Annotated in this window: 9 protein-coding genes and 4 tRNA genes; 6 read left to right on the top strand and 7 right to left on the bottom strand. The window is 61.2% G+C overall.

All coding sequences use genetic code 11. The features are described 5' to 3' along the window. Nucleotide 1: 1 nt before the first annotated feature. The 5 genes from V6M87_RS12415 to gltX form a co-directional block, all read right to left on the bottom strand. Nucleotides 2-77: transfer RNA gene (locus V6M87_RS12415), tRNA-Glu, on the bottom strand. 32 nt (nt 78-109) lie between these two features. Further along, nucleotides 110-185, bottom strand: a tRNA-Ala gene (locus V6M87_RS12410). A 43-nt stretch (nt 186-228) separates the two neighbouring features. Continuing rightward, nucleotides 229-304: transfer RNA gene (locus tag V6M87_RS12405), tRNA-Glu, on the bottom strand. 33 nt (nt 305-337) lie between these two features. After that, a tRNA-Ala gene (locus tag V6M87_RS12400) sits at nt 338-413 on the bottom strand. A gap of 64 nt (nt 414-477) precedes the next feature. Next, nucleotides 478-1,872, bottom strand: a complete 1,395-nt coding sequence (gltX, locus tag V6M87_RS12395; RefSeq protein WP_332876937.1) for a glutamate--tRNA ligase — start codon at nt 1,870-1,872, stop codon at nt 478-480. A 200-nt stretch (nt 1,873-2,072) separates the two neighbouring features. Between gltX and V6M87_RS12390 the strand changes: the two genes are divergently transcribed. Both V6M87_RS12390 and V6M87_RS12385 read left to right on the top strand, forming a co-directional pair. After that, a complete protein-coding gene (locus V6M87_RS12390; protein WP_332876936.1) occupies nt 2,073-3,254 on the top strand; it encodes a GGDEF domain-containing protein in 1,182 nt (393 codons plus the stop codon). A gap of 198 nt (nt 3,255-3,452) precedes the next feature. After that, nucleotides 3,453-6,023, top strand: coding sequence for a putative bifunctional diguanylate cyclase/phosphodiesterase (locus V6M87_RS12385; protein WP_332876935.1), 2,571 nt, complete (start codon nt 3,453-3,455; stop codon nt 6,021-6,023). Here the strand turns inward: V6M87_RS12385 and V6M87_RS12380 are convergent. Continuing rightward, nucleotides 6,010-7,020, bottom strand: a complete 1,011-nt coding sequence (locus tag V6M87_RS12380) for an RNA methyltransferase (protein ID WP_332876934.1) — start codon at nt 7,018-7,020, stop codon at nt 6,010-6,012. The two genes, V6M87_RS12385 and V6M87_RS12380, sit on opposite strands and share 14 nt — an antisense overlap. Nucleotides 7,021-7,037: 17 nt before the next feature. Further along, on the bottom strand, nt 7,038-8,138 hold the full coding sequence (gene apbC / locus V6M87_RS12375) for an iron-sulfur cluster carrier protein ApbC (RefSeq protein WP_332876933.1): 1,101 nt from the start codon (nt 8,136-8,138) through the stop codon (nt 7,038-7,040). Between the two features lie 139 nt (nt 8,139-8,277). On the opposite strand from apbC, the gene metG reads away from it, so the two are divergent. The 4 genes from metG to V6M87_RS12355 all read left to right on the top strand — a co-directional run bounded on the left by metG (nt 8,278) and on the right by V6M87_RS12355 (nt 12,965). After that, nucleotides 8,278-10,437: a methionine--tRNA ligase gene (gene metG, locus V6M87_RS12370; RefSeq protein WP_442920584.1), complete on the top strand. Its 2,160-nt coding sequence runs from the start codon at nt 8,278-8,280 to the stop codon at nt 10,435-10,437. 77 nt (nt 10,438-10,514) lie between these two features. After that, nucleotides 10,515-11,831 (top strand): enoyl ACP reductase FabMG family protein, encoded by a 1,317-nt coding sequence (locus V6M87_RS12365; RefSeq protein WP_332876932.1) that lies wholly within the window; start codon nt 10,515-10,517, stop codon nt 11,829-11,831. Nucleotides 11,832-11,917: 86 nt separating this feature from the next. Further along, entirely contained in the window at nt 11,918-12,127 is a 210-nt protein-coding gene (locus tag V6M87_RS12360) for a DUF3460 family protein (protein WP_332876931.1), read from the top strand. Between the two features lies 1 nt (nt 12,128). After that, complete coding sequence (locus V6M87_RS12355; protein WP_332876930.1) at nt 12,129-12,965, top strand: segregation and condensation protein A; 837 nt, start codon at nt 12,129-12,131, stop codon at nt 12,963-12,965. The last annotated feature ends 18 nt before the right edge of the window (nt 12,966-12,983 follow it).

Here is a 12,983-nt window from a genome sequence, read left to right as displayed (position 1 = left end):
TTGGCGTCCCCAAGGGGATTCGAACCCCTGTACTCACCGTGAAAGGGTGATGTCCTAGGCCTCTAGACGATGGGGACTTGAACTGGTGCTAAAACTGCTAGCGAAACCTTGGTGGAGGTAAACGGGATCGAACCGATGACCTCTTGCATGCCATGCAAGCGCTCTCCCAGCTGAGCTATACCCCCCAAATACTGCCTGTACTACTCACTACTTTACTACACCGAATCTTGGCGTCCCCAAGGGGATTCGAACCCCTGTACTCACCGTGAAAGGGTGATGTCCTAGGCCTCTAGACGATGGGGACCCTGAACTAAAACGGCTACTGCTTTCTTCAACGTGGTGGAGGTAAACGGGATCGAACCGATGACCTCTTGCATGCCATGCAAGCGCTCTCCCAGCTGAGCTATACCCCCGTACCGGTGAAGAAGCAGGATTATAGACTAGGCTCTTGCATTATGCAAACCCTAGCAATGCCATTTAAATGAATTTCTGCAAGCGTGCACAGACGACCTCACGGCCGAACAATTCCAGCACCGCATCGATGGCCGGCGTTTGCAATTGCCCCGTGACCAGCAGGCGCAGCGGCATGGCCATCAGCGGCATTTTCAGGCCGTGCGCAACCAGCACTTCCTTGAGCATCGCGGCCAGCGCCGGCTTGGTCCATTCGACGTCTGCGCAGCGCGCGGCGAAGTCGACCAGGGCCGGACGCACGGCGTCGGTCAGGTGCTGGGCCAGCAAGGCTGCGTCCGGGTTTGGCGTGCGGTAGAACAGCATCGCGGCATCCGCCAGTTCGACCACCGTATTGGAGCGCTCTTTCATCAGCGCCAGCACGGCCGGCAGACTTGGGGCGCCGTCGAAACTGGCGCCTTCGGCTTGCATGCGCGGGCGCGCGAGACCGGCCAGGCGTTCGTTGTCGGCCAGCTTGATATAGTGATTGTTCAGCCAGCCCAGCTTTTCGTGGTCGAAGCGGGCTGCCGATGCGGTCAGGTGTTCCAGGTTGAACCATTCGCAGAACTGGTCCATCGTGAACACTTCGTCGTTGCCATGACTCCAGCCCAGGCGCGCCAGGTAATTGAGCATCGCTTCCGGCAGGTAACCCTGCTCCGGGTAATCCATGACACTGACTGCACCGTGGCGCTTGGACAGCTTTTCGCCGTCGGCGCCGAGGATCATCGGCAAGTGGCCGTACTGCGGCAACGGGGCGCCAATGGCGCGCAGGATATTGATCTGACGGGGCGTGTTGTTCACGTGGTCGTCGCCGCGCAGTACGTGCGTGATTTGCATGTCCCAGTCGTCGACTGCAACGCAGAAGTTATAGGTCGGCGTGCCGTCGGGGCGCGCGATGACCAGGTCGTCGAGTTCCTTGTTGCCGATCGTGATGGTGCCTTTCACCACATCGTTCCAGGTCACGTCGCCGTCGAGTGGATTCTTGAAGCGAATTACCGGCTGCACGCCGCTCGGCGCGACCGGCAAAGTCTTGCCGTCTTCGGGGCGCCAGGTGCCGTCGTAGCGTGGCTTTTCGCCAGCCGCGCGGAAACGCTCGCGCATCGCCTCGACTTCGGCCGGAGAGCAATAGCACTGGTACGCGGTGCCGGCGGCCAGCATCTGCCCGACCACCTCGCGGTAGCGGTCCATGCGCTGCATCTGGTAGAACGGACCTTCGTCGTGCGCCAGACCCAGCCACTGCATACCGTCGAGAATGGCTTGCACGGCTTCCGGCGTCGAGCGCTCCAGGTCGGTGTCCTCGATCCGCAGGACGAAAGTACCGCCAAAATGGCGCGCGTAGGCCCAGCTATAGAGCGCGGTGCGGGCGCCGCCGAGGTGGAGGTAGCCGGTTGGGCTGGGAGCGAAACGGGTGCGGACGACAGTCATGGCGTAGGTATCAAAAAGATAAAGAAGCTATTTTAACGCGTTCGGCAGCGCCGCCGGCGACCCACCGGAAGGCGTCGCCACCTGTCCAGACCACCACATCGACAGCACTGTTGCTTTTTTCTATACTGAAAACCTCAAGATTCTTTACAGAAAGGTCATAAGTCGTTACAGTCGAATTCGATTTCCATCGCGCCGCCACCATGCACCTGCCTCCCCCCTCCGGTTCACCAGCGTCCAGCGCGATTGCACGCTGGCGTGGCGAATTTACGTGTCCCGCTACCGAAGCGGCCTTTCTGTGCGAGCAAGGCGCGCGGATCGCGCTCGAGCTGAGCCGGTCGCTCACGTTTTGCGCAGCGTTCTATCTGGCATTTGCCCTCACCGATGTCGCCGCCCTTGGCTACAGCCGCCACACGATGCTGCTGTTGTTGGCGCGCCTTGCGGTAGCCGCCGTGGCGCTGGGCGGCGCAATGATGACGCGGCGCAGCCTCGACCCTGCCCGCACGGCCTATCGCGCCGCCACCTGCGTCGCCAGCTTTGGCATGGCAACCTTTTTGCTGGTGGTCGACTTCCGTCCCGATGACCTGCTGCTGCACGGCATGTCAATGGCCATCATGCTGGTGATCGTCTATTTGTTCATTCCGAATCGCCTGGTCAGTGCCATCGTGGTGGCATGTGCTGCCAGCAGCGCCTTCCTGGCGCTGGCCATGGCACTCGGCACCCTCGATTCCGGCCGCATGCTGACGATGGGAATGCTATTACTGTTGGCCAACCTGTTCGGCGCTGCCGCCGCCCGCCGTGATGCCCATCTGTTGCGCGAGCAATACTGGACCCAGCAAATCCTCACCAACCTGTCGGTCCGCGACGCACTCACCGGCACCTTCAACCGGCGCCACCTGAATGCCGGGCTGCTCGACGGCGAAATCGCCCGCGCCCGGCGTCATGGCCTGCCGCTGACGCTGATCATGTGCGACCTCGACAGCTTCAAAATCATCAACGATACCCACGGCCACCAGGCCGGCGACAAACTGCTGCAGGATTTCGCGCGCCTGCTGCTATCCATGACGCGGGAAGGCATCGACACCGTCGTGCGCTACGGCGGCGAGGAATTCCTGCTGATCCTGCCAGAAACCAACCTCGACCAGGGCAAGGACCTGGCCGAACGCATGCGCGCCAGTTTCGCCAGCGCGCGCAGCATCTGCGGCGACGCGCATATCGCCACCACGGCCAGTTTCGGCGTCGTCAGCGCGCACCTGTCGCCGCAGTTGCCGCTTGTTGCCAGTCATGCCCTGATCGCCCATGCTGACGAGCTGATGTACGCCGCCAAGCGCGCTGGCCGCAACCAGGTGCGTGTGACGGAGTGGCAAGCGGCAAGGGCCGCGTAAAACCCGCGTGCGCCCCGCATGCATCGCATGCTGCGTCCCAGACTTGACCGAGCTGATGTCTGGCTCTTGCTGCACCGCCCCACCATGTGCCATTCGCGCGACAGGCGCGCCAGTAATCCAATAATTCCTGCGGGAAATTAAAGTCCCTGTTGTTGCCCTCCCTACACTGAACTCTTCGGCCAGCGATCGGAGTCGCGGATGAGAACAGACAAGGCAGATTGGGGCGACCGCTACCTCGCGGCGATGCGCTGGGCGATTCCGCCCGCATTGCGCAATGAAGGCGCCCTGCTCACGCGCGCGCAGAACGTGGTCAACGCCGCCATTATTGCCGGCCTGTTCGGCCCCCTGTATGCGCTGGCCTACCTCTGGCTGGGCTTTGACATGGCCGCCAATGAAACGATGCTGTGCTGCCTGGTCATGCTCAGCGCGCCACTGGTCCTGCGTTGCACGGGCAGCATCTTGATCGCGCGTGAATTATTTCTTAGCGCAATACTGTTCAACTTCACCTGGCTCAGCTATCACCTGGGCGGCATCACCGCTCCCACCGCCACCTGGCTACTCACCGCGCCCGTGGTGGCCATGTTCCTGGGCGGTGTGCGCAGCGCGCTTTGCTGGCTGGCCCTGTCCTGCGCGGCACTGGTCGCACTCTACGCCGGGAAAGCTGGCGACCAGAACTGGCAACTTTCTGCGCTACACCTGCTGTGCTGCCTCGGATTGCTCATCGTCGTCACTGTCTTCGTCCTGCTGTTTGAGCTCACCAAGACGCAAGGGTTCGTGCATCTGGAGCAGGCCCTGCGCACGATCAATGAACTGGCTATCCGGGATGAACTGACGGGAACCCACAACCGCCGCCACCTGATCCGCCTGATCGAACGGGCCAGCGAGCGCGGCCATCGTTTTTCGCTGTGCCTGCTCGACATCGATTTTTTCAAGCACATCAACGATACCTGGGGCCACTCGGCCGGCGACGCTGTCCTGCGCGCCTTCGCCCAGTCGGTGCAAAGCCAGGTGCGCCCCGGCGACACCTTCGGGCGCTACGGCGGCGAGGAATTCCTGCTGATGCTGCCCGATACCGGCGCCGCCAGCGCCATCACCCTGGCCGAGCGGGTGCGCCTGGGCATCGAACAGATGCGCTGCGACGACGTGGGACCCGACGTTGTCGTGACGGTATCGATCGGGGTGGCCCAATTTCGCCCGGGGGAAACAATTTCACAAGCGATCGGTCGGGCCGATGAAGCCCTGTACCAGGCCAAGTCGGCTGGGCGCAATCGCGTGGCCTGCCACGGCGACACGGTTGTGCCCCCGCCGGCCATCGCGCCGCCAAGCGCGGCCGGGAGCGACGCACACACGATGTGTGCCGAGGGCGCCCAGCGCGCGCGCCTGTTCGAGGATGCCCATGCCGACCTGCTGACCGGCCTGATGAACCGGCGTCTGTTGCGCGAGCGCCTGCAACACGCCATGCACCGTGCCGACCGCGGCAGCCGGCCCCTCGCCCTGCTACTCATTAATATCAACAAGTTTCGCGAGATTAACGAAGCGTTCGGCGTGGCAGCGGGTGATGCGGTGCTGGTGCACGCCGGCACCCAACTGCGTGGCGCCTTGCGTGAAGGCGACGCCGTCGCGCGCTGGGGCGGTGACGAATTCATCGCGGTGCTGGAAGATGTCGGTGACGAGCTTGCCGCACGCCAGGTCGCCACCAAGATCATCGAGCGCTTTGCGGCGCCACTGCCATTGGGAAATAGCGCCCAGCGCAATTGCTTCATTACGCTGAGCATTGGCATCGCCCTCTATCCGGGCGCGGATAGCAGCCTTGATGCCCTGCTGCGCCGTGCCGAACAGGCACTGGGACGGGCCCGCACCAACGGCGGACACAGCATCGACATGGCCCGCGGCGCTGGCACCGGACCGCAGGACGAACGACTGGCACTAAAAGATGGCCTGCGCACCGCGCTGGCCGAGAATCAATTGTTACTGGAATACCAGCCGCAAGTCGACCTGGCGACGCGCCGGGTGATCGGCGTCGAAACCCTGATTCGCTGGCAGCATCCGCAATTCGGCCGCATCGAGCCGGCGCGCTTCATCGGGCTAGCCGAAGAAACCGGGCTGATCGTGCCGATCGGCGACTGGGTCCTGCGCAGTGCCTGCGCCCAGCACCGGGCTTGGGTCGATGCTGGCTTGCCGGCCATTAAGATTGCAGTGAACTTGTCGGCGCGCCAGCTGAAAGACCCGGACCTGGTGACGCGCATACTGCAACTGGTGGCCCAGGCCGGCATTTCACCCCGCTGCCTCGACCTGGAGATCACCGAAGGCGTGCTGATGGATGACCTGGCGCGCAACCGCCGTACGCTCGCCGCCTTGCGCGCGGCCGGCCTGCAAGTGTCGATTGACGACTTTGGCACCGGCTACTCGAGCCTGAACTATCTGAGCGAACTGCCGATCGACATTTTGAAAATGGATGGCCAGTTCGTGCGCCGCCTGGGTGCGCCCGACTCGGACAAGCACGATGAGCGCACCACGCGCGCGCTGGCCATTGCCGGCGCGATCGTGACGATTGCGCACAAACTGGAATTGAAAGTGATTGCCGAAGCGGTGGAAACGGAAGTGCAGTACGCGGCACTGGCCCAGCTTGGCTGCGACCAGGCCCAGGGCTTTCTATTTCACCGGCCGATGCATCCCGATGCGGTGGCCGCGCTGCTGGTGGCGCGGCCGCGGCTGGTGGTCGAACGTGACCTGCCCATCGGCGACCTGACTGCGTTCAGGCTGCCTTGATGGCAATCACCCGGGCACGCAACTGGCCGCAGCCGCCGTCGACATCCTGCCCCGCCGAATCGCGCAGTTTGGTCAGCACGCCGCGCCCATGCAAGGCGCTGGCAATGGCTCGCGCCTTGTCCCAACTGGGACGGCGGAACGGTAAGTCCGGAATGGTGTTGTAGGGAATCATGTTCAGTACCGCATATTTCCCGCGCAACAGGTCGACGATGCCGTCCAGCTCATCGTCACCGTCGTTGACGCCGTCCAGCAAGGTCCACTGGTATTGCACAGGATAGCCGGTCAAGCGCGCATATTGCTCGCCCAGCGCCACCAGTTCAGCCGGCGCCAGGCGCGGTGCGCGCGGCAGCAGGCGTTCGCGCAGTGCCGGCTTGGTGGTATGTAGCGACAAGGCCAGCGCCGGCTTGACGCGGCCGGCGCCCAGGCGCTCGAACACGCGTGCATCGCCGACAGTCGAGAAAACCAGGTTCTTGTGGGCGATATTGCCTTCCACGCCAAGCAACTCAATGGCTTCCAGAACATTGTCCAGATTGTGGGCCGGTTCGCCCATGCCCATGAACACAACTTTTTTCACGAGACGGCGGCGCCGCGCCAGCACCACTTGGGCGACGATCTCGCCGCTGCTGACCTGGCGGATCAGGCCGTCACGCCCGGTCATGCAAAACTGGCAACCAACTGCACAGCCCACCTGGCTCGACACGCATACGCCATCGCGCGGCAACAGCACGGTCTCCAGACTTTGCCCATCCTGCAAGGCCACCAACAGGCGTGCAGAGCCGTCCTCGCCGGGATGCTCGCTGACGAGTGTCACCAGGCCAGCAAGTTCCGCGTCCAGCGCCGGCAGGCTTTCGCGCACCGCTTTCGGCAGGAAGTCGACCGGCTGACGCCGGCCGCGTTCGTGCGGCGCCACCTGCACCCAGTCGCGCAGCACGCGCTGCTCGTGCAGGGGCAAGGCGCCGAGCGCGCGCAGGCGCGCCCGGATCGAATCAATTTTCACAGCGCGATCTTCAAGTCTTAATCGTTCTTGATGACGATGGTCGGGAACTTGCTGGTCATGTCTTTCGCCTTCTCGGCGATCTTGACGGCAACCTTGCGCGCGATGTCGCGGTAGATCGCGGCCACCGGGCCGGTTGGGTCAGCGATGACCGTCGGGCGGCCCGAATCGGTCTGCTCGCGGATGGCCATCGTCAGCGGCAACGCGCCGAGGAAATCGACGCCGAAATCCTTGCACATCTTCTCGCCGCCGCCATGGCCGAAAATCGCCTCGGTGTGGCCGCAGTTGGTGCAGATGTGCGTGCTCATGTTTTCCACCACGCCGAGGATCGGAATGCCGACTTTCTCGAACATTTTCAAGCCCTTGCGCGCGTCCAGCAGCGCGATGTCCTGCGGCGTGGTGACGATCACGGCGCCCGTGACCGGCACTTTCTGGGACAGGGTCAACTGGATGTCGCCGGTGCCTGGCGGCATGTCGACGATCAGGTAATCGAGTTGCCGCCAGTTGGTCTGGTCAAGCAATTGCTGCAAAGCCTGGGTGACCATCGGGCCACGCCACACCATTGGCTCATCCGGGTCGATCATGAAGCCGATCGACGACACCTGCAGGCCGTGGCTTTCCAGCGGTTCCATGGTTTTGCCGTCATGGCTTTCGGGACGGCCGGACACGCCCAGCATCATCGGCTGCGACGGGCCATAAATGTCGGCATCGAGGATACCGACGCTGGCGCCTTCGGATGCGAGCGCCAGTGCCAGGTTGACGGCGGTGGTCGATTTGCCAACGCCACCCTTGCCCGAGGCAACGGCAATGATGTTCTTCACGTTCGGCATGATTTTCAGGCCGCGCTGCACCGTGTGCGACAGGATCTTCACCGTGACATTGACACTGATGTTGCCGGCGCCAGGCAGGGCCTGCAGCGCAGTGATCACGCTGTTGCGAATCGCTGTGATCTGACTCTTGGCCGGATAGCCCAATTCGATGTCGAGCGCGATATTCGTGGCACCTGCGGCGCCATCGACCTGGATGTTCTTGACCGATTTCATCGACACGAAATCCTTGCCCGTGTTCGGGTCGAGGACTTTCGATAGGGCCGCTTTGACGTCTTCTGCTGTGATGCTCATGGAATTCTCCGGGTAAGGTAGCGCGCAGTGTAGCGCAAAACCGCTTGATGCTTCCATCGAGGTCTGGAAACTGTGGCTGCGCAATTGGCAGCATCGACTGGTAAAATGCTTATTTCCAAATATCGATAAGCGCCACACCATGACCCGCAAGCTGTTCGTCACCACTGCCCTGCCCTACGCCAACGCCGCCTTTCACATCGGCCACATGATGGAATACATCCAGGCCGATATCTGGGTGCGGTTCCAGCGCATGCAAAAGGATGCCGGCGGGAACCGCAGCGAGGTGCATTTCGTTTGCGCCGACGATACCCATGGCACGCCCATCATGATTGCGGCGGAAAAGGAAGGCATCACGCCGCAGGAATTCGTGGCAAAAATCGCGGCCGGCCGCGCTCAGTACCTGGACGGTTTCCACATCCAGTTCGACAATTGGTATTCCACCGATTCGCCGGAAAACGTCGAGCTGTCGCAAGGCATCTACCGCAAGCTGCGTGACACCGGCCTGATCGTCACCAAAACCGTCGACCGCTTCTTCGATCCGGTAAAAGGCATGTTCCTGGCCGATCGCAATATCAAGGGCGAGTGTCCGAAATGCGGCGCCAAGGATCAATATGGCGACAACTGTGAAGTCTGCGGCGCGGCCTACCAGCCGACCGAACTGGTCAATCCATTTTCCGTGTTCACCGGCTCCACGCCCGTCATGAAGCCGTCGGAGCAGTATTTCTTCGCGCTGTCCGACCCGCGCTGCTACACCTTCCTCAAGGCGTGGCTGAATACGCCGGGCCGCCTGCAGCCGGAAATGGTGAATAAAGTATCGGAGTGGCTGGGCGAGGCCGGCGAAAAACTGGCCGACTGGGATATCTCGCGCGATGCCCCGTATTTCGGCATTCCGATTCCGGACGCACCGGGCAAATTCTTTTATGTCTGGCTGGATGCGCCGGTGGGCTACCTGGCCAGCCTGAAAAATTACTGCGACAAGCATGGCATCGACTTTGAGGCCTTCCTGAAAGATCCGGCCACCGAGCAAGTCCACTTCATCGGCAAGGATATCGTCTCGTTCCACCTGCTGTTCTGGCCGGCCATGCTGAACTTTGCCGGTCACCCGGTCATCGACAAGCTGAAAGTCAATGTACACGGCCACTTGACTGTGAATAACGAAAAAATGTCCAAGTCGCGCGGCACCGGCATTTCGCCGCTGCGCTACCTGAACCTGGGCATGAACCCGGAATGGCTGCGCTATTACATCGCATTCAAACTGAATGCGAAAGTCGAAGACCTCGACTTCAACGGCGACGATTTTGTCGCGCGCGTGAACAGCGATTTGATCGGCAAATACGTCAACATCGCCAGCCGCTGCGCCGGTTTCATTGCCAAGAAATTCGATGGCAAATTGGCCAGCGAATTGTCACTGAAATCGCAGGAATGGATTTTCAAGGCATTGACGTCGAACGGCGCCGAGCGCCAGGCCAGCATCGCGGCCAATTTCGAAGCGCGTGAATATGGCAAGGCGCTGCGTGAAATCATGGAAATTGCCGACATCACGAACCAGTTCGTCGATGAAAACAAACCGTGGATCCTGGCCAAGGATACCGATAAAAACGCCGAGCTGCATGACGTTTGCACCACCGCACTGATCCTGTTCCGCCAGTTGACGATCCTGCTCTCGCCGGTGCTGCCGCAGGTGGCCGCGCGCGTGGCGGAATTTTTGGGCGATGCAACGTACTCGTGGGCCGATACGCGCGGCGACGCGGTCTTCAATACCATGGTCGGCCGCACCATTGGTGCGTACAGCCATTTGATGCAACGAATCGATCCGAAAATGGTCGAAGAATTATTTGACAAGCCGGCGGCCGTCGCTACGGCGGCCGTCGCTACGGCGGCCGTCGCCACGCCGGCCATTGCTGCGGCAGCGCTCGACGCCGGTGACATCGAAGCCGGTGACGTCGAGGAACTGGCGCCCGAAATCGGCATCGACGATTTCACCAAAATCGATCTGCGCGTGGCGAAAATCGTCAACTGCGAACACGTCGAAGGTTCCAGCAAATTGCTGCGTTTGACGCTCGACGTCGGCGAAGGCAAGACGCGCAATGTGTTCTCGGGCATCAAGTCGGCGTACCAGCCGGAAGAGTTGATTGGCAAATTGACGGTAATGGTCGCCAACCTGGCGCCGCGCAAGATGAAGTTTGGCGTCTCCGAAGGCATGGTGCTGTGCGCGTCGGCAGCCGATGAGAAAAAGAATCCGGGATTGTATTTGCTCGATCCGATGGCCGGTGCAACGCCCGGAATGCGGATACGCTAACGTTATAATGCCGTCCTTTATTTGAACCAGGCGCCCGCGGGCGCTCCTTCAAACATTTTTATATTGGTGAACAATCCATGACCGACCTGACTTCCCTGCGCCACATTCCTCAAGCTAAGTTTTTCCGCAAGGGCGATGTGTTCGTCCTGTTCGGCGAGCTGTTCGGCCGTGGCTATGTGAACGGCCTCATCGACGAGGCACGCAAGGCCGGCATGACGATCGTCGGCATCACGGTCGGCCGGCGCGACGAGAACAATGCCCTGCGCCCCCTGGACGATGCCGAACTGGCTGAAGCCGAAGCCAAGCTTGGCGGCAAGATCATCAATATTCCGCTGATGGCCGGTTTCGACCTGGATGCCCCGGAAGGCGAGCAGAACCCGACCGAAATGCTGTCCGGCGTGACGCTCAAAGGCTGGCAGGAAGAAAAGCTCGACTGGGCAAAGATCGAGGCTTGCCGCACTGTCGGCGTGCGCCGCTTCACCGAATCGGCCACGCGCACGATGGCCGAAATCGACAAGCTGGTGCCCGATGGCGCCAACGTTTTTTTCGCGCACACCATGGCTGGCGGCATTCCGAAAATCAAGGCATTCCTGGCCATTGCCAACCGCATTTATAAAGGTCGTGGCGAGCGCTTCATGTCCTCGCGCGCCCTGCTCGACAGCGACCTGGGCAAGTTGATTTTGATGAACTTCGACGAAGTCACCGCCAACACGCTGCAGCACCTGATTTCCACCAGCGCCGCCATTCGTGAGCGCGTGCAGCGCACCGGCGGCCAGGTGCGCTATACGGCGTACGGCTACCATGGCACCGAGATCCTGATCGGCGGCCAGTACCAGTGGCAGACTTACACCAATTACACCCAGGGTTACGCCAAGATGCGCCTGGAATCGGTGACCGAAGCGGCATGGGCGCAAGGCATTCCGGCGACCGTCTTCAACTGCCCGGAAATCCGCACCAATTCGTCCGATATTTTCGTTGGCGTCGAACTGTCGCTGTTCCCGCTGCTGTCCGCCCTGAAAAAAGAAGGCGGCGGCGCATGGGCAGACCAGCAATGGGCGATTTGCCAGGAATTGCTGGGCGACGGCGTGTCGCTGCAATCGATCGTCGACACCATCGAGGCTTACAACAACGACGCCACCAGCGCCGCGTTCCGCAATTTTGCGGCCTGGCCGATGGATAACACGCCGGCCCTGGCCGACATCATGATCGGCACCTCGGAAGATATCACCAGCAAGCACAAGGATAAAAAGGCGCTGATTACCGACCACCTCAGCGCCCTGGTGCTGGAAGGCGCCGGCCCCTTGATGTTTTACGGCGCGGCCGAAAAGATTGCGCCGGTGCTCTGGCTGAATCACGATATCATCGCGCGTCAGTTGAATACCCTGCATCCTTGATCGAGCAAATAAGCCAAAACGGCGCAGCTTCCCATGTAAGATGGCTGGTTGCGCCGATGCGTTTTTACGTAGCCCTATAAAAGACCATGAAATTCTCCAAACAACATTCGCTGTACCAGTCCGAGCACACCAAGTTCATCGCCGACCTGAAAGCCAAAAATCCGCAAATTGATGCAGGCCAGGTGGCCGGCCGCGCACTGCTGTGGGACAAGGCGCCGACCTCGCTCGACGAGCAGGACCGCCTGAAGGCATCGCGCCTGGCGCAGCAAGCCTACGTCTACCAGAACAAAGGATAAGATGTTGCCGGAGGCGGCCGGGCAAGACGTGCCGGCCAGTGTCGAACCCGCAATCGATGTAGTCAGCATTGCTCGCCTCTATGGCGAGCCGCTGCTGCGCTTGCCGAACGACTTGTATATCCCGCCGGATGCGCTGGAAATCTTCCTCGACGCCTTCGAGGGTCCGCTCGACTTGCTGCTCTACCTGATCCGCAAGCAAAACTTCAATATCCTCGATATCCCGATGGCGCAGCTGACGCTGCAATATCTGAAGTATGTCGACCAGATCCGCCTGCACAATCTGGAATTGGCCAGCGAATACCTGTTGATGGCAGCGATGCTGATTGAAATCAAATCGCGCATGCTGCTGCCGCAACGCAACGATGGCCCGCTCGACGACGTCGGCGACCCGCGCGCGGAACTGGTGCGGCGCTTGCTGGAATATGAACAGATCAAGGTCGCGGCCTGGGAATTGAATGCCATTCCCCAGTTCGAGCGTGATTTCCAGCGTCCCGAACTATTTGTCGAACAGGGCCTCGCGCCGCCGCTGCCGGACGTTGAACCAGGTGATTTGCAGCGCGCCTGGATGGATGTACTGAAACGCGCGCGGCTGACCGAGCACCATCGGATCGGGCGCCAGGAGTTATCGGTGCGCGAGCACATGACCGCCATTTTGCGCAAACTGCAATCGACCCGATTCGTCGAATTTGCCGATCTGTTCGATGGCCTGGCCGGCGTGCCAATCGTGGTGGTGCACTTTGTCGCCATGCTGGAGTTGGCCAAGGAAACCCTGATCGAAATTACCCAGGCCGAACCGTTCGCGCCCATTTACGTACGCCTGGCGTATTCGCCGGCGTAAGCTATCCCCGCACCGTTA

The sequence above is a fragment of the Massilia sp. S19_KUP03_FR1 genome (assembly GCF_036688685.1).
In the GTDB taxonomy this organism is placed as follows: Bacteria; Pseudomonadota; Gammaproteobacteria; order Burkholderiales; family Burkholderiaceae_D; genus JALYUM01.
The sequence above is the reverse complement of the archived record's forward strand: the minus strand, read 5'-3'. Positions and strand labels throughout refer to the sequence as shown.